Here is a 16,610-nt window from a genome sequence, read left to right as displayed (position 1 = left end):
GTTGCTGCCGCTAAAAAAACAAACGTCCCCGGCGGTGGCCCGGCCGGGGACGTTCATTGTACTGTGTTGGCGGTCAGGAAAGTTGCTTCAGCAACTCCTGCGCCTGGGCCTTCTGCTTGTCGTCACCCTCGGCCAGCACCTCGTTCAGAATACTGCGGGCGCTGTCCGGCTCACCCATGTCCACATAGGCCTTGGCCAGGTCCAGCTTGGTGCCGACGGCATCGAGGTCACCCAGGTCCAGGTCACCCAAATCCCCCAGGTCGCCGAGATCTCCCAGGTCGGCAGCCGCCGCGGGGGCTTCCGCAGACTCCGCCCCCATATCCAGGTTCAGATCACCCAGTTCGAAGTCGAGGGCACTCGCCTGCGGCTGTGCCGGAGCAGCAGGGGCCGCCTCCAGCGCCGGGGCCTCGGCAGCTGGCTCACCGAAGTTGAAGTCGCCCAGGTCGAATTCCAGAGCGGGCTCTTCTTTTGCCTCCGGCGCAGCGGCAGCCGGCGCCGGCTGCGGCGCGGGTTCCGCCTCTTCCAGACCGCTCAGGTCGAACACCACATCCGCCGGCTCTTCACGAACCTCCTTCTTGGCGACCATGGCCGGGGCCGGCGCTGCGGCAGCGCCCTCGTCCAGGTCGGAGAAATCAACGCCCAGGTCCAGATTGAAGGCGGCGCCGCTTCCCCCCTCGGAGGACTCCATGTCTTCCGCCAGCGCATCCAGATCGAGACCGATATCCAGCACATCGCCGGCGGCACCGTGACCGCCCAGCTCCAGGCCGGCACCAGCCTCCGGCGCGGCGCTGAACATCGGGTTGTCCGGGCACAACTCGTGGCCCATGACCAGCACCTTGCCCCACAGCGGGCCGGTGCCTTCCAGGGCGCTGAACAGCTCATCGGCCAGCGGCTCGAAGGCCGCGCGGTCCTTGGTGGAGTAATACACTTCCAGCAGCTTGACCTTGACGTCGTGGCGCTCCGGATGATTCTTCAGCGCCTCCTTCAACAGCTCCTCGGCCTGCTGGTAACGCCCGTAGGCCATGTAGACATCGGCCTCGGTGAGCGGGTCCACCTCCGCATCACCGCCCTGCATGCTGTTCATGCCGCTGACGGCCAGGTCACTGAACAGGGAGCTCTCCTCCGAGGGTGCACCCGCCGTGGTCTTGGAGTTGAGCAGCGAGGTGCCGCCCGCGGTAAGAATGCTTTCACTGAAGCCGGGACCACCGGCACGACGCCGCTTGATGAACAGGCCCACCAACACCAGCAGGGCCAGCACCACGGCGCCAACGCCACCCAGCATCAAGGGATCGGCCAGCATCTCATCCACGAAGCTGGGGGGTTCCACCACCGGCGGCGGCGCCGCCGGACGCGGCTTGGGCGCAGCCACCGGCGCCGCAGGCTTGGCCTCCTCCGCTGCCGGCGCGGGCTCAGCAGCGGCCTTCTCTTCCTCCGCCGGGGCGGCCTCTTCCACCTCAGCAGCCACCTCGGGCGGCGCCGGCCTGGCTACCGGTGCCGGTTCTGCAACCGGGGCCACGGGGGCAACCACCGCCGCCGGAGGCTGCGTTGCCACCGGCGCCTTGTCACCCATCTGCTGCTGCAAGGCAGCCAGATCGGAATCCTTCAGTGACAGCAGGCGTTGCATGGCGGACAGTTGCCCCTCCAGCTCCTGCATGCGCTTGCGCAACTGCTCATTGTCCTGCAGGTGGGCCTCGGCAGTCTCCTGGGCCAGCAACAACTGCTTGCGCAATTCAACCGCCGCAGCGGCGTCAGCCGCCGTGCCGGCCGCCGCCGTATCGGTTCCTTCCGGCGCCACCAGCTTGAGCCGCGGCTCCACCGGCGCAGCAACGGCGCGGGCCGCCTGCGGCGTGGTGGCAACCACCGGACGATCGGCCGCCACGGCCCCGGCCTGCTTGAGATGATCCTGCCAGGCACGGTTTTGCGCGCTGATGGCACGTACCGCATCGGCATGGCTCATGGCGGTGATCAGTGCCGGGTCATCGATGCGCAGCACGTAACCCATCTTGAGCCGGTTGACGTTGTTATCGTAGAAGGCCTCGGGATTGGCCTTGAGCAGCGCCATCATCATTTGCTGGGTGCTGACCGAGCTGTTGGGACGCATGCGGTTGGCGATGGCCCACAGGGTCTCATCGGCCTTGACCGGACCATAGTTCAGTCCACCGGAGGAGCTCACCACCGGTGCGCGAGGCGCCGCTGCCGGGGCCGCGCCGCTCACCACGGTGGGGGCACGGGGAGCGGCGGCCGGGGCCGTGGTGGCGACGACCGGCGCCTGAACGGCAGCGGGTTCTTCCTCGCCCATGCCGGGCGGGTCGATGAGGACGGTGTATTCGCGCAACAGACGGCCGGAGCGCCAACTGGTCTCTACCAGGAAACTGAGGAAGGGCTCGCGGATGGGTTCGGTGGAGGTGATCTTGATGAGGTGGCGATCGCCACGCTTTTCGACGTTGAAGCGCAGGAACATCAGCGCCGCCGGCCGATCCAGGCCGACCCGGGCAAAGGTCTCGTAGGAGGCAAGACCTACCTTGAGGGACTCCGCCTCTTCCGCGGAGACGGATAACAGTTCGATTTCCGCATTGAACGGCTGGTTGAGGGCGGAACGTAGCTTGATGTCCCCCATCCCCAAGGCAAAGGCCGCTGACGGCAAAACGAACAATAGCGACAGCAACGTGTAGGCCAGCTTTCGCACCATCCTCACTCCCTAGTTATCCCCCGGGACCGGCGTCCACGTGGCGGGCTTTTAGTATTCCTGAACGGGCAGTTGAGACGTGTTCCTCTCAACAAGCTTTATGTATCGGCAGTAACTTTAACTCACATATAGCCTTTTACCAAGAGCTGAGCGATTTGAATACAGTTTAATGCGCCCCCTTTGCGCACATTATCCCCCACCAACCACATATCCACAGCATTTTGGTGGGAAATATCCTGCCGTATCCGGCCCACAAACACGGCATCCTCGCCCGAGGCCTCGGTCACCGGGGTGGGCAGATCTTCGCCCGCATCCACCCCCGGCGCATTTTGTAACAGTTCCCGCACCTGAGCGGCTGTGATCCTGTCGCGGGTTTCAATGTGCAGCGCCATGGCGTGGCCGTAGAACACCGGCACGCGCACCGTGGTGGGATTCACGCCGATGGCCGCGTCGCCGAGGATCTTGCGCGTCTCCCACACCATCTTCATCTCTTCGCGGGTGTAGCCGTTGTCTTCCAGCGGCCCGATGTGCGGCAGGATGTTGAAGGCGATTTGCCTGGAAAAAACCGGGGTTTCGATACTGCGCATATTGAGCAGGTCGGCAGTCTGCCGACCCAGTTCCTCCAGTCCGGCACGGCCAACGCCAGACACGGCCTGATAGGTGACGACGTTGATGCGCGTGATGCCGACGGCATCGTAAATCGGCTTGAGCGCGGTGAGCATCAGCACCGTGCAGGCATTGGGGTTGGCGATGATGCGCCGCGCCGGCCAGCCGGCCAGGGCGGCGGGATTCACCTCAGCCACCACCAGGGGTACGTCCGGCTCCATGCGGAACAGACCGCTGTCGTCGATGACCACGCAGCCGGCAGCGGTAGCCCGGGGGACGTAGGCGGCGGAAATTTCGGTATCGGCGCAGAAAAAGACCAGTTGCGCCTGGGAAAAATCGAAACGGGCCACATCACCCACGCGCAGGTGGCTGCCCTTGAACTCCACCCGGCCGCCGGCCTCGTCGGCACTGTCCAGCGGATAGAGCTTGCCGAGCGGGAAATCCCGCTCGGCCAGGAGACTCACCAGCGTCTCCCCGACCAGGGTGGAGACTCCGACCACGGCAACATCAAGCAATTTATTCATAGATCAAACGAACCACGGAGGGCACGGAGCAATACCTCTCCTACTCCGCGTCCTCCGTGGTTAATTGGCCGCATCAGGCTTCCAGCAGGATACGCAGCATGCGGCGCAGCGGCTCGGCGGCGCCCCACAGCAGCTGGTCGCCGACGGTGAAGGCGGAGAGATATTCCTTGCCCATGTTCAGCTTGCGCATACGGCCCACCGGTACGGTGAGAGTGCCGGTGACGGCGGCTGGGGTCAGCTGCTCCATGGTGATCTGGCGATCGTTGGGCACCACCTTCACCCAGTCATTGTGGGCAGCGATGATGCCGTGGATCTCGTCCAGCGGCACGTCCTTGGTCATCTTGATGGTCAGCGCCTGGCTGTGGCAGCGCATGGCGCCGATGCGCACGCACAGGCCATCGATGGGGATCTGCCTGTCGGAACGGCCGAGGATCTTGTTGCACTCCACCTGCGCCTTCCACTCCTCCTTGGATTGTCCGGACTCCAGCTGCACGTCGATCCAGGGGATCAGGTTGCCGGCCAGGGGCACCGGCCACACTTCCAGCGGGTAACGATCGGAGCGGATGAAATCGGCCACCTTGCGATCGATCTCCAGAATGGCCGAGGCAGGATCGTCCAGCAGTGACTTCACCTCGTTGTTGATGGCCCCCATCTGCTGGATCAACTCACGCATGTTGCGCGCGCCGGCGCCAGAGGCCGCCTGGTAGGTCTGCGGGGCGATCCACTCCACCAGCCCCTTATCGAACAGCCCGCCGATGGCCATCAACATCAGGGACACGGTGCAGTTGCCGCCGACGTAAGTCTTGATGCCTTTGCTCAGACCATTCTTGATCACGTCTCTATTGACCGGGTCGAGGATGATGATGGCATCATCCTTCATGCGCAGGGTGGAGGCGGCATCGATCCAGTAGCCCTTCCAGCCGGCGGCCATCAGCTTGGGATAGACCTCCTTGGTGTAGTCGCCACCCTGGCAGGTGATGATCACGTCCATCGCCTTCAGTTCATCGATGCTGTTGGCATCCTTCAGCGGCGGCACGTCCTTGCCGATATCGGGACCCTTGCCGCCCACGTTGGAGGTGGTGAAGAACACCGGATCGATGAGGTCGAAATCCTTCTCCTCGCGCATGCGCCCCATCAGCACCGAACCGACCATACCGCGCCAACCCACCAGACCTACCCGCTTCATAGCCATTTCCAGACCCGCCTCTCGCTGTATTGTTGCTGCCGCCTGCGCGGCCGATGAACCTTATGCCTTGAGCGCGGCGACCACCGCGTCGCCCATTTCGCTGCATGACACCTTTTTGGTGCCCGCCGTGTAGATGTCGGCGGTGCGTATCCCGTCTGCCAGCACCTTGCGCACTGCCGCCTCGATGCGCTTGGCATTGGCCTCGTCGCCGAAGGTGTAGCGCAGCATCATAGCGGCCGACAGGATGGTGGCCAAGGGATTGGCCACGTTCTTGCCGGCGATGTCGGGTGCCGAACCGTGGATCGGTTCGTACATGCCCTTGTTGTTCTCGTCCAGCGAGGCCGAGGGCAGCATGCCGATGGAGCCGGACAGCATGGAGGCCTGATCGGACAGGATGTCGCCGAAGATGTTGCCGGTCACGATGACGTCGAACTGCTTGGGCCACTTCACCAACTGCATCGCCGCGTTGTCCACGTACATGTGGGACAGCTCGACCTCTGGATACTCCTTGCTGACCTCCAGCACCACCTCTTTCCACAACTCCGAGCATTCCAGCACGTTGGCCTTCTCCACCGAACACAGCTTCTTGCCGCGTTTCATGGCGATATCGAAGGCCACACGCGCCACGCGGCGTACCTCGGACTCGGAGTAGATCATGGTGTTGAAACCGACGCGCTCGCCGTTACGCACTTCGATGCCACGCGGCTGGCCGAAATATACATCGCCGGTGAGCTCACGCACGATCATGATATCCAATCCAGACACCACTTCGGGCTTGAGCGAGGAGGAGTCGGCCAATTCCGGATAGAGCAGTGCTGGGCGCAGATTGGCGAACAGGTTGAGTTCCTTGCGAATACGCAACAATCCCCGCTCGGGGCGCAGCGGACGATCCAGCTTGTCGTACTGCGGGCCCCCGACGGCGCCGAGCAGTACCGCATCGGCGGCGCGGGCCAGCTTGAGCGTGGCCTCCGGCAACGGATCGCCAGCCGTATCATAGCCAGCACCACCGATAGCGGCCTCTTCCATCTCGAGGTTCAACTCCGGCATCGCCTGGAGCACCTTCACCGCCTGCGCCACGATCTCCGGGCCGATACCGTCACCGGGCAGAACTGCAATCTTCTTGGTCATATCTCTGTGTCCTGAATGCTGTAATTCGATTGTTCAGCCAAACAGCCAGGGTGCTTCCTGGCGGCGGCGTTCTTCGTAGGCCTTGATGGCATCCACGTGCTGCAGGGTCAGGCCGATGTCGTCCAGACCATTGAGCAGGCAGTGCTTGCGGAAGGCATCGACCTCGAACGGGATCACCTCGCCGCTCGGCGTGGTGATGGTCTGTGCCGATAGATCCACGCTGAGCTGATAACCTTCAGTCGCCGCCGTTTCCTGAAATAGACGGTCGACAATCGCCGCATCCAACCTGATCGGCAGCAGGCCGTTCTTGAAGCAGTTGTTGAAGAAGATGTCGGCGAAGCTCGGCGCAATGATCACGCGAAAGCCGTAATCTTCCAGCGCCCAGGGCGCGTGTTCGCGCGAGGAACCGCAGCCGAAGTTATCGCGCGCCAGCAGGATCTGCGCCCCCCGATAGCGCGGCTGGTTCAACACGAAATCCGGATTGAGCGGGCGTTGGGAATTGTCCATGCCCGGCTCGCCGTGATCGAGGTAGCGCCACTCGTCGAACAGGTTGGGGCCGAAGCCGCTGCGCTTGATCGACTTCAAAAATTGCTTGGGGATGATGGCGTCGGTGTCCACATTGGGACGATCCAGCGGCGCCACGATACCGGTGACCTTGATCAGTTTTTCCATCATCAGAACTCCCGCACATCGACGAAGTGGCCGGCGATCGCCGCCGCCGCCGCCATGGCCGGGCTGACCAGATGGGTACGCCCGCCCTGCCCCTGCCGTCCTTCAAAGTTGCGGTTGGAGGTGGAGGCGCAGCGCTCGCCCGGCTCCAACCGATCGGCATTCATCGCCAGGCACATGGAGCACCCCGGCTCACGCCACTCGAAGCCGGCATCACGGAATATCGTGTCCAGCCCTTCCTGCTCGGCCTGGCGCTTGACCAGGCCGGAGCCCGGCACCACCAGTACCTGCTTGACGCTGGCGGCCTTCTTGCGCCCCTTGATCACCGCCGCGGCGGCGCGCATGTCCTCGATGCGCGCGTTGGTGCAGGAACCGATGAACACCACATCCACCGGAATCGCAGTGATCGGGGTGTTGGCCTCCAGGCCCATGTACTTGAGCGCGGCGCGCATGCCGTTGGCCTTGACCGGGTCCTTCTCCTGCGCCGGATCCGGTACCTTGCCGTCCACCGCCACCACCATCTCCGGCGAAGTGCCCCAGGTGACCTGCGGTTTGATCTTGCTGGCGTCGAGCCGCACGATGCGGTCGAAATCCGCATCGAAGTCGGAGTGCAGCCCAAACCAGGCGGCCACCGCCTTGTCCCACAGGTCGCCCTTGGGGGCATAGGGCTTGCCGTACAGATAGTCGATGGTGGTCTCGTCCACCGCCACCATGCCGGCGCGGGCGCCGGCCTCGATGGCCATGTTGCACACCGTCATGCGCCCTTCCATGGACAGGGCGCGGATCGCCTCGCCACCGAACTCGATGGCGTAGCCGGTGCCGCCGGCGGTGCCGATCTCGCCGATGATGGCGAGTACGATGTCCTTGGCGGTGACGCCAGGACCGACGTGGCCGTCCACCGACACCAACATGTTCTTGGACTTCTTCTGCACCAGGCACTGGGTGGCGAGCACGTGCTCCACCTCGGAGGTGCCGATGCCGTGGGCCAGCGCACCGAAGGCGCCGTGGGTAGAGGTATGGGAGTCGCCACACACCACGGTCATGCCGGGCAGGGTGCCGCCCTCCTCCGGGCCGACCACATGCACGATGCCCTGGCGCACGTCGCCCATGGGGAAATAGGTCAGGCCAAACTCGCGCACATTGGCATCCAGTGTCTCCACCTGGACACGGGCGATGGGATCGGTAATGCCCTTGCTGCGGTCATCGGTGGGTACGTTGTGATCCGGCGTGGCCAGCACCGTGTCCTTGCGCCACGGCTTGCGCCCGGCGATACGCAGGCCCTCGAAGGCCTGCGGCGAGGTCACTTCGTGTACCAGGTGACGGTCGATATACAGCAGACAGGTGCCGTCGTCGTCGCAACGCACCACGTGGGCATCCCACAATTTGTCGTACAGCGTCTTTCCAGCCATTCCATACTCCTCTTGCGATGGAGGCATGCTACGCCTAGTCTATACATGAATCCAATTTATTAAATTCATATAGTCGATTCCAAATAGTAATGGATATCAGCGCCCTGCAAGCCTTCCTGGCCGTCGCCGACAGCGCCTCCTTCTCCCTGGCGGCGGAGCGGCTGTTCCTCACCCAGCCGGCGGTGAGCAAACGCATCGCCGTGCTGGAGACGGAGCTGGGCACGGCGTTATTCGACCGCATCGGCCGCCAGGTCGGCCTGACCGAGGCGGGCCGGGCGCTGCTGCCGCGGGCACGGCGCATCGTCGATGAGCTGGAGGACAGCCGCCGCGCCATCGCCAACCTGTCCGGCAAGATCGAAGGGCGGTTGTCCTTCGGCACCAGCCACCACATCGGCCTGCACCGCCTGCCGCCGGTGCTGCGCGCCTATCACCAGCGCTACCCGCAGGTGGCACTGGACATCCAGTTCATGGATTCGGAACAGGCCTGCCAGGCGGTACTGCGCGGTGAGCTGGAACTGGCTGTGGTAACCCTGCCCACGGTAATGCTGCCCAACCTGGAAACCCATACCGTCTGGCACGACCGCCTGGCCGTGGTGGTGGCTGCAGGTCATGCCCTCAGTGAGAAGACCCGCCCCACCCTGCGCGACCTCGCCCAATGGCAAGCCATCATGCCGGCCCACGGCACCTATACGCGCGAGATCGTCGAGGCCGCCTTCAGCCGCGAGGGCCTGACGCCGCAGGTCAGCATGTCCACCAATTACCTGGAGACGATCAAAATGTTGGTTTCCGTCGGCCTGGGCTGGAGTGTGTTGCCGCAGACCATGCTGGATGGGCAGGTGGCGGCATTGAAGCTGCCCGCCCTCAAGCTGGAACGCCGCCTGGGTCTGGTCACCCACACCAATCGCAGCCTGTCCAACGCCGCGCGCGCCCTGCAGCAACTGCTGCTGGAGGAGCCCGCATCATGAGCCTGTTGGGGCTGTGGCACGGCGATCCGCTGGGCACGCCAGCGGCACAAACACTGCTCGCGCGTGCACAGCAGCGGCAGCGCCGCGGCCACCGCCAGCGTCGCTGCCGCAGCTGCGTGTTGCAGGAGTTGATTGCCCGTTACTGGCTGGGTGAGGAGATCGGGCCACTGTATCGCCACGCCCTGCCGTTGCTGCAAGGCAGCGCCCATGGCCGCGCCCTGCTGGAGATCATCACCGGCCAACTGTTGCTGAGCCGGCGTCTGAACGGCGCACGGCAACATCTGGAAGAAGGCTTTCATCGCGCCAGCCGCTTGTTCACCCCGTCCGACTATCTGGCCGTACTCAAGCGCCAGCAACAGCTGTCATACCTACCACTCGGCGATACAGCCCTGCCGGCGGCACCATTGTCCGAGTTGCTGACGACGGCGCAGGTGATCGAGCGCATGGCGGGCAGCAGCAGACGCTCGCGGGGAAAACACGACCCGACGGATCTGTATGGATAAGCCGCGCCTACTCTTTGAGCCAGCGCCAACCGATCACCAGCGCCAACGCACTCAAGCCCGCCGCAATCACGAAAGCCGCCTCGGCCCCCAGCGACTCCCACACCGCACCACTGTAATAGCTGCCGAGCGCACCACCGGCGCCGAAGGACAACGAGGCATACAGGGCCTGGCCGCGGCCTTGCAGGCGACCGGGGAAGTATTTGTGGAACAGCGCAATGGCGGTGGCGTGATAGACGCCGAAGCTCGCCGCATGCAGAGTCTGCGCCGCCAGCACGATGGGCAACGACTGCGGATAGTGGCCGATGAGCAGCCAGCGCAGGGTGGTCAGCAGCAGACTGGCGAGCAGCAGACTGCGCAGACCGTAGTGCGCCACCAGACGCGGCATGATCAAAAATATCCCCACCTCCGCCACCACACCCAGCGCCCATAACTGGCCGATGGCGCTGCGCGTATAGCCGTGACCCTCCATGTACAGGGTGTAGAAGGTGTAATACGGGCCATGACTGGCCTGCATCAGGAAGCACACCGCCAGCAGCGCCAGCACCGGCGGCTTGAGCAGCACACGGCGCAGCGACTCGGCATGCACGGGATGCGGCGCACCGTCCTGACACGGTGCCAGCAGGCTGGCGAGCAGGATACCGACAAACAGCACCAGCATCACGCCCGGCACGATACCGGCATCGAACATGTCCAGCAGCGGCCCCATGCCGGCGACGGTGGCAATGAAACCGATGGAGCCCCACAGACGGATGGAACTGTAGCGATGCTGCTGCTCGCCCAGATGGCTCAGGGTGTTGGCCTCGAACTGCGGCAGCACGGCATTCCAGAAGAAGCTGAACAGCACCATCACCAGGGCCGTCGGCCAATAGCCGTCGACGAAGAAGATGGCGGTGAAGGTGATGAGCGCCAGCAGGGCGCCGGCACGCACCACGCCCAGGCGCAGCCCGGTGTGATCGGCAATCCAGCCCCAGATGTTGGGCGAGACGATCTTGGTGGCCATCAACAGCGCCATCAACTCGCCGATCTCGCCCGCACCAAAGCCCTGGTGCTTGAGATACAGGCTCCAGTAGGGCACCAGCACGCCGAGGCTGGCGAAGTGGAACAGATAGAAGGTGGAAAGGCGCCAGTACATCAAGGAAGTTTCGAGTTTCGTGCGTAAGTAGGTGCGTATCAGGTGGAGTTCCGGAACCCGGAACACGAAACTCGCAACTGCCTTTTAGGTTTCAGCCCACATGCGTACCAGATTGATATAGGCGTGGTCGACGGCGTCGGTTTCCGGGGCGCCAGCATTCTCGGCCAGCAGCGTGTTGCGGGCGCCGGCGAGCTCGAACAGGATTTCACGCTGCGCGGGGTCACGCACCATGCTCTGAATCCAGCCAATGGAGACCAGGCGCACACCGCGCGTCACCTCGGCTACCTTATGCAGGGTGCCGGAAGGATAGATCACCGCATCCCCCGCCTTGAGCTTGACCTGCTTCTCGCCGAAGGAGGTGCGCACCACCAGCTCGCCGCCATCGTATTCGTCGGGTTCGCTGAGGAACAGGGTGAAGGATACATCGGTGCGATAGTGCTGCCCCTGTCCCATCACCGGATCATCCACATGCCAGCCATAGGTCATGCCCGGCGTGTAGCGGGCAAAGATCGGCGTACCCAACTTGAGCGGCAGCGCAGCGGTACGAAAGGTCTCGCTGCGGTACAGCGCGGTGACCACGATCTGCGCCAGCGCATCGCGCTGCGGCTGCTCGCGGTCCAGTTCGGTGTTGTGCTTGACCCGCTCCGCCGCCCTGCCCGCCGTCAGCTTGCCATCGACGAAGGCCGACTGATCCAGCACGCGACGCACCGCTTCCAGCTCATTGGGCAACAGGACTTCAGGAATGTGCAGCAGCATGTCAGACTCCGGGAAAAACCTGCAGCGAGTGTTTTAGCCGGCGCTGGCCGGGATAATCGGCGTGGCCGAATGCACCTCGCCGTTCTGGCCGCGTTGGCGCAGGAAGTGATCCATCAGCACAATGGCCATCATCGCCTCGGCGATGGGCGTGGCGCGGATACCGACGCAGGGGTCATGGCGCCCGGTGGTCACCACCTCCACCGGCTCGCCACGCAGGTTCACGCTGCGGCCGGGGATGCGCATGCTGGAGGTCGGTTTCAGGGCAATGGAAGCAATGATGTCCTGACCGCTGGAGATGCCGCCGAGGATGCCGCCGGCGTTGTTGGACAGAAATCCCGCGGGAGTGATCTCGTCACGGTGTGCGGTGCCCTTCTGCTCCACGCAGGCAAACCCCGCGCCGATCTCCACCCCTTTCACCGCGTTGATCGACATCAGGGCGTGAGCCAGGTCGGCATCGAGGCGATCGAAGATCGGCTCGCCCAGACCGGGCGGCACACCGGTGGCCACCACATTGATGCGCGCCCCCACCGAGTTGCCCTCCTTGCGCAGGGCATCCATGTACTCCTCCAACTGTGCAACCTTCGATGCATCCGGGAAGAAGAAGGCATTCTGCTCCACCGCGGCCCAGTCGAATTGTTCGGCCTTGATGGGACCGAGCTGCATCATGTAGCCGCGGATCTCGATGCCGTGGCGGTGCAGGTACTTCTTGGCGATGGCGCCAGCGGCGACGCGCATCGCCGTCTCACGCGCCGAAGAGCGGCCGCCGCCGCGATAATCGCGCAGGCCGTATTTCTGCTGATAGGTGTAGTCGGCGTGGCCGGGGCGGAACTTCTCGGCAATATCCGAGTAGTCCTTGGAGCGCTGATCGGTGTTCTCGATGAGCAGGCCGATGGGGGTGCCGGTGGTACGCCCCTCGAACACACCGGACAGGATGCGCACCGCATCCTCTTCGCGGCGCTGGGTGGTGTGGCGCGAGGTGCCCGGCTTGCGCCGGTCCAGGTCGTGCTGCAGGTCCGCCTCGGACAGTTCGAGGCCAGGGGGACAGCCGTCGACGATGGCGCCCAGCGCCGCGCCGTGACTCTCGCCGAAGGTGGTGACGGTAAACAATTTGCCGATGCTATTGCCTGACATAGTGGCACCTATTCTAACGGTTAACGCAGCAATCGTCCTGCGGTTTCAAAAACCAAGATAGAGTCCGATACCGTAATACGTGATGTAATCGGCATAGAACTGGCCGTGGGGCGCATGGCCGCGGTAGCCCTCCAGCATCAGCCGCACCCGGCGCTGCCCCGGCTGATAGGCGCCGAACTCCAGACCGATCTTGAGACTGCTATCGGGGCTGAAATCGTGCTCCTCCCAGGCCTTGACGTCCAGGCCGCCGACCCAGTGCCCGGCATTCCAAACTGGACGGGTGGTACGGAACTCCAGGCCGCCATGCAGCCCGGCAGGTTTGAGATCGGCGGGCTCGCGGTGAAACAGGTATTCGCCACCGAAATACACGCGCCACACCTCGCGCTGCTCCGACAGCAGAAACTCCACCGATTCAAAGCTCAGGTTGATGCGTTCAGGACTCGCGCGCAGGAGAAACTCATCGCCCAGGTGGGAGCTTTGATGATAGATGCGCAGCCGCGCCGAGGTGGTGCCGTTGCGCCAGGTGATCGGCACACCGATGGTGTAATCGGCGTTGATCAGGTCGGCCGAAGGCGCATCGAGATTGAATTGCGCGAACAAGGCACCGGCCACGCCCACCTGCAGGCCATCACCGGGTCGCTGGCCGGATTGGCGATAGAAACCGAAGGTTTCACCGTAGCCCACCGCGGCGGCATGAGCGCCGGCAATCGGTGTGTCGTAGTAGCGGTAACTGGTGAAAAACTGCGGCTGCTTGGGGTCGGCCAGCAGGGGAAGAAACAGATCGCCCACCGGGAACGGCACCGAGCCGGGGGCCAGACCGAGAAAGCTGTACAGCGGACGGCGCGGCTCGGCCTCTGCGGCCGCCCCCACTGCCACGTTGATACCTTTCAGTCCGTCAATCTGGGGCAGCGCCTGGGCGAGGACAACGCGGCGCGCCAGATCATCGTCCGGCAAGGTGACCGTTGCCACACCATCACGCACCGCCAAGACGAAGCTGCCCCGCTGCCAACCCAGGTCGCGCTCGAGAAAATAACTGAGCTGACCGGCCAGATAGGCATCCTGCTCCGCCGGCGACGGTGCCGCCACGAGTACGCTGCTGTAGCACAGCAGCGCCCATAGCAGCCGCCGCGCATCCCCGCCCACGTCAGATCACTTTGGAGAAACGCTGCCCGGCCTTCTCGCGCAGATAACGGTCGAAGGTCATGCAGATGTTGCGGATCAGCAGCTTGCCCGCGGGCAGCACCTGGATGTGGCCGGCATCGACGGTGAGCAGGCCGTCGGCCTGCATCGCCGTCAGTTCCTTCAGTTCGGTGGCAAAGTAATCGTCGAAGTCGATAGCGAACTGTGCGCCGACCTTGGCCTTGTCCAGATGGAAGTGGCAAATGAGTTCCGTGATCACCGCGCGGCGCAGCACATCGTCGGCATTCAGCTCCACACCGCGGAATACCGGCAGGCGGCCGTTGTCGATGGCCTCGTAATAGGCCTCCAGTTCCTTCAGGTTCTGGGCGTAGCAGTGCCCCACCTGGCCGATGGAGGTGCTGCCCAGACCCACCAGGTCGCAATCGGCGTGGGTGGAATAGCCCTGGAAGTTGCGGTACAGGGTACCGCTGCGCTGCGCCACGGCCAGTTCGTCATTGGGCTTGGCGAAATGATCCATGCCGATGTAGACGTAACCGGCGGCGGTCAGCTTCTCGATGGTCATCTGCAGGATGTTGAGCTTTTCCTGCGGCGCCGGCAGTTCCTCGGGATTGATGCGGCGCTGCGGCTTGAACAGCTCGGGCAGATGGGCGTAGTTGAACACCGACAGCCGATCCGGTGATATCTCCAGCACCTTGTCCAGGGTGGCGGAGAAACTGACCACACTCTGGAATGGCAGGCCGTAGATGAGATCGATGCTGAGCGACTTGAAACCCTCGCGCCGCGCCGCACCCAGGGCGGCCATGGTCTCCTGCTCCGACTGCAGGCGGTTCACCGCCTTTTGCACGCGCGGGTCGAAGTCCTGCACGCCCAGACTCATGCGATTGAAACCCAGCTGGCGTAGCAGGGCGATGGTGTCCACCTTCACCTCGCGCGGGTCGATCTCGATGGAATACTCGCCGCTGTCGTCGTTGCGCAGGTTGAAACATTCACGTGTCTTGTCCATCAGTGCGGTCATTTCGCTGTGACTGATGAAGGTCGGCGTGCCACCGCCCCAATGCAGCTGATCCACGGTGCGGTTCTTGTCGAACAGCGCGCCCTGCAACTCCAGCTCGCGGTGCAGCCGCTCCAGATAGGGTGCAGCGCGGGTACGATCCTTGGTGACCACTTTATTGCAGCCGCAGTAGAAACATACCGTGTCGCAGAACGGGATATGAAAATACAGCGACAGCGGGTTGCCACGCTGATTGCTCTGCTCGGCGTAACGGCGGTAGTCGTCAGCGCCGAAACCGCTGTGGAATTGCACCGCCGTGGGGTAGGAGGTGTAGCGCGGCCCGGACTTGTCGTAGCGCTTGATCAACTCCGGGTCGAAGACGATCTGCTGGTTGCTGCTGTCGTGTTGCGTGCTCATGCCACTCCTCCACACCGGTGTTCGGTGCTCATTCGCTTTCGGTGTCGAGACCTTCTTTATGTGTCTTGTTGATCATCGCCAGCAGATCGGCGAAGGGGATGCGGCTGCGAAAACGATTGACCATCTCCATGAACGGCAGGTCGGTCCGGCCGAACTCGTAGCTGCCGTCGGCCATGGAGCGGCGCAGATCCTTCAGCATCTGCTCCAACGTATTCAGATAGGGTGGTACGGCACCCATTTCCTCAGCGTCGTATTCATAGCTGGAACGCAACTCGTCCACCTCGATGATGGCGCTGTCCACCATCTTCACGTACTGCTCTGCCGTCTTCGGCCGCAAGCTCAATGCCATAAAACTCTCCCAGAAAAACACACGAACCACGGAGGGCTCGGAGAATACGGAGCCAGCGCATGACTTGTTCCGTGTTCTCCGTGAATAAAATAGTTCACCGCACCAAACGGAACAGGCTGCGGTACTCGCGCACCTGCTCGGCGGTGAGCAGGAAAACACCGTGACCACCGCGCTCGAACTCCAGCCAGGTGAACGGCACCTCGGGCAGGCGTTCGGCCAGGGCGTGCCAGCTGTTGCCCACCTCGACGATGAGGATGCCGTCGCGGGTCAGGTGCAGCGAGGCCTCCTGCAAAATGCGCAATACCAGGTCGAGACCGTCGTCGCCCGCCGCCAGCGCCAGCCGTGGCTCGTGGCGGTACTCCGGCGGCAGCGCCGCCATGTCCTCGGCATCCACGTAGGGCGGATTGCTGACGATGATGTCGTACTTGCGCCCGCCCAGGTTCTGGAACAGGTCCGACTGCACCGCGTGTACCCGCTCCTGCATGGCATGCTTCTCGATGTTCAGCGCCGTCACCGCCAGGGCATCCTCGGAGATATCCACCGCATCCACCTGCACATGGGGCAGATATTCGGCACAGGCGATGGCGATGCAGCCACCGCCGGTGCACAAATCCAGCACCCTTGCCACCTGGTTTGGTTCGATCCACGGCTGGAAGCCCTGCTCAATCAGCTCTGCGATGGGCGAACGCGGGATCAGCACACGCTGGTCCACGTAGAACGACAGGCCGGCAAACCACGCCTCATGGGTCAGGTAGGGGGCTGGCAGGCGCGCATCGATGCGCGTGAGGAGAATCTCCAGTATCCCTTTCTTTTCCAGTTCAGTCAGGCGGGTATCCAGATAGGGCTCCGCGATATCGGGCGGCAGGTGCAGGGTATGCAGCACCAGATAGGCCGCCTCGTCCAGCGCATTGTCGGTACCGTGGCCAAAATGCAGATCGGCCGCAGCGAAGCGGCTCGTCCCCCAGCGGATAAAATCACGCACGGTCTGCAATTTATCCAATGCGTCTTTGCGGTCCAT

15 protein-coding genes are annotated in these 16,610 nt (G+C 63.5%); 2 read left to right on the top strand and 13 right to left on the bottom strand.

The features are described from left to right. Window positions 1–73: 73 nt before the first annotated feature. The 6 genes from ACMV8A_RS00950 to leuC form a co-directional block, all read right to left on the bottom strand. Window positions 74–2,689, bottom strand: a complete 2,616-nt coding sequence (locus ACMV8A_RS00950) for a motility hub landmark protein FimV (protein WP_495323846.1) — start codon at window positions 2,687–2,689, stop codon at window positions 74–76. Between the two features lie 119 nt (window positions 2,690–2,808). Further along, window positions 2,809–3,816 carry an aspartate-semialdehyde dehydrogenase gene (locus ACMV8A_RS00945; protein ID WP_495323845.1) on the bottom strand — a complete coding sequence of 336 codons (1,008 nt, stop codon included), beginning with the start codon at window positions 3,814–3,816 and terminating at the stop codon, window positions 2,809–2,811. A 73-nt stretch (window positions 3,817–3,889) separates the two neighbouring features. Next, window positions 3,890–5,002 carry an aspartate-semialdehyde dehydrogenase gene (asd, locus tag ACMV8A_RS00940; protein ID WP_495323844.1) on the bottom strand — a complete coding sequence of 371 codons (1,113 nt, stop codon included), beginning with the start codon at window positions 5,000–5,002 and terminating at the stop codon, window positions 3,890–3,892. Between the two features lie 60 nt (window positions 5,003–5,062). Then, complete coding sequence (gene leuB / locus ACMV8A_RS00935) at window positions 5,063–6,130, bottom strand: 3-isopropylmalate dehydrogenase (RefSeq protein ID WP_495323843.1); 1,068 nt, start codon at window positions 6,128–6,130, stop codon at window positions 5,063–5,065. Window positions 6,131–6,163: 33 nt separating this feature from the next. Then, window positions 6,164–6,802 (bottom strand): 3-isopropylmalate dehydratase small subunit, encoded by a 639-nt coding sequence (gene leuD / locus ACMV8A_RS00930; protein WP_495323995.1) that lies wholly within the window; start codon window positions 6,800–6,802, stop codon window positions 6,164–6,166. A 2-nt stretch (window positions 6,803–6,804) separates the two neighbouring features. Next, window positions 6,805–8,208 (bottom strand): 3-isopropylmalate dehydratase large subunit, encoded by a 1,404-nt coding sequence (gene leuC / locus ACMV8A_RS00925; RefSeq protein WP_495323842.1) that lies wholly within the window; start codon window positions 8,206–8,208, stop codon window positions 6,805–6,807. A gap of 89 nt (window positions 8,209–8,297) precedes the next feature. Between leuC and ACMV8A_RS00920 the strand changes: the two genes are divergently transcribed. Beyond that, entirely contained in the window at window positions 8,298–9,173 is an 876-nt protein-coding gene (locus tag ACMV8A_RS00920; RefSeq protein ID WP_495323841.1) for a LysR family transcriptional regulator, read from the top strand. Continuing rightward, window positions 9,170–9,676 carry a hypothetical protein gene (locus ACMV8A_RS00915; RefSeq protein ID WP_495323840.1) on the top strand — a complete coding sequence of 169 codons (507 nt, stop codon included), beginning with the start codon at window positions 9,170–9,172 and terminating at the stop codon, window positions 9,674–9,676. Before ACMV8A_RS00920 ends, ACMV8A_RS00915 begins: the two co-directional genes overlap by 4 nt. Window positions 9,677–9,683: 7 nt before the next feature. On the opposite strand, the gene ACMV8A_RS00910 is transcribed toward ACMV8A_RS00915, so the two are convergent. From ACMV8A_RS00910 to prmB, 7 genes are all read right to left on the bottom strand, one after another. Next, window positions 9,684–10,808: an MFS transporter gene (locus tag ACMV8A_RS00910; protein WP_495323839.1), complete on the bottom strand. Its 1,125-nt coding sequence runs from the start codon at window positions 10,806–10,808 to the stop codon at window positions 9,684–9,686. Between the two features lie 84 nt (window positions 10,809–10,892). After that, the gene (locus ACMV8A_RS00905; protein WP_495323838.1) at window positions 10,893–11,564 is read right to left on the bottom strand and encodes a Fe2+-dependent dioxygenase; all 672 of its coding nucleotides are present in this window, start codon (window positions 11,562–11,564) and stop codon (window positions 10,893–10,895) included. 33 nt (window positions 11,565–11,597) lie between these two features. Further along, window positions 11,598–12,695 carry a chorismate synthase gene (gene aroC / locus ACMV8A_RS00900; protein ID WP_495323837.1) on the bottom strand — a complete coding sequence of 366 codons (1,098 nt, stop codon included), beginning with the start codon at window positions 12,693–12,695 and terminating at the stop codon, window positions 11,598–11,600. Window positions 12,696–12,740: 45 nt separating this feature from the next. After that, on the bottom strand, window positions 12,741–13,838 hold the full coding sequence (locus ACMV8A_RS00895) for a DUF1207 domain-containing protein (RefSeq protein WP_495323836.1): 1,098 nt from the start codon (window positions 13,836–13,838) through the stop codon (window positions 12,741–12,743). A 1-nt stretch (window position 13,839) separates the two neighbouring features. Beyond that, the gene (hemN, locus tag ACMV8A_RS00890; protein WP_495323835.1) at window positions 13,840–15,243 is read right to left on the bottom strand and encodes an oxygen-independent coproporphyrinogen III oxidase; all 1,404 of its coding nucleotides are present in this window, start codon (window positions 15,241–15,243) and stop codon (window positions 13,840–13,842) included. Between the two features lie 28 nt (window positions 15,244–15,271). Further along, window positions 15,272–15,592, bottom strand: coding sequence for a hypothetical protein (locus ACMV8A_RS00885; RefSeq protein WP_495323834.1), 321 nt, complete (start codon window positions 15,590–15,592; stop codon window positions 15,272–15,274). A 94-nt stretch (window positions 15,593–15,686) separates the two neighbouring features. After that, a complete protein-coding gene (prmB, locus tag ACMV8A_RS00880) occupies window positions 15,687–16,610 on the bottom strand; it encodes a 50S ribosomal protein L3 N(5)-glutamine methyltransferase (RefSeq protein WP_495323833.1) in 924 nt (307 codons plus the stop codon).

This window comes from Sulfurivermis sp. (assembly GCF_059410345.1).
This window is presented reverse-complemented; position numbering and strand designations above follow the sequence as displayed.

Bases quoted from the DNA above. Each gene is read 5' to 3' on its own strand.
- hemN (WP_495323835.1), bottom strand. From the start codon at position 15,243: ATGAGCACGCAACACGACAGCAGCAACCAGCAGATCGTCTTCGACCCG.
- ACMV8A_RS00945 (WP_495323845.1), bottom strand. From the start codon at position 3,816: ATGAATAAATTGCTTGATGTTGCCGTGGTCGGAGTCTCCACCCTGGTC.
- leuB (WP_495323843.1), bottom strand. From the start codon at position 6,130: ATGACCAAGAAGATTGCAGTTCTGCCCGGTGACGGTATCGGCCCGGAG.
- ACMV8A_RS00885 (WP_495323834.1), bottom strand. From the start codon at position 15,592: ATGGCATTGAGCTTGCGGCCGAAGACGGCAGAGCAGTACGTGAAGATG.
- leuD (WP_495323995.1), bottom strand. From the start codon at position 6,802: ATGGAAAAACTGATCAAGGTCACCGGTATCGTGGCGCCGCTGGATCGT.
- ACMV8A_RS00920 (WP_495323841.1), top strand. From the start codon at position 8,298: ATGGATATCAGCGCCCTGCAAGCCTTCCTGGCCGTCGCCGACAGCGCC.
- ACMV8A_RS00910 (WP_495323839.1), bottom strand. From the start codon at position 10,808: ATGTACTGGCGCCTTTCCACCTTCTATCTGTTCCACTTCGCCAGCCTC.
- ACMV8A_RS00950 (WP_495323846.1), bottom strand. From the start codon at position 2,689: ATGGTGCGAAAGCTGGCCTACACGTTGCTGTCGCTATTGTTCGTTTTG.
- ACMV8A_RS00905 (WP_495323838.1), bottom strand. From the start codon at position 11,564: ATGCTGCTGCACATTCCTGAAGTCCTGTTGCCCAATGAGCTGGAAGCG.
- prmB (WP_495323833.1), bottom strand. From the start codon at position 16,610: ATGGACCGCAAAGACGCATTGGATAAATTGCAGACCGTGCGTGATTTT.
- leuC (WP_495323842.1), bottom strand. From the start codon at position 8,208: ATGGCTGGAAAGACGCTGTACGACAAATTGTGGGATGCCCACGTGGTG.
- asd (WP_495323844.1), bottom strand. From the start codon at position 5,002: ATGAAGCGGGTAGGTCTGGTGGGTTGGCGCGGTATGGTCGGTTCGGTG.
- ACMV8A_RS00915 (WP_495323840.1), top strand. From the start codon at position 9,170: ATGAGCCTGTTGGGGCTGTGGCACGGCGATCCGCTGGGCACGCCAGCG.
- aroC (WP_495323837.1), bottom strand. From the start codon at position 12,695: ATGTCAGGCAATAGCATCGGCAAATTGTTTACCGTCACCACCTTCGGC.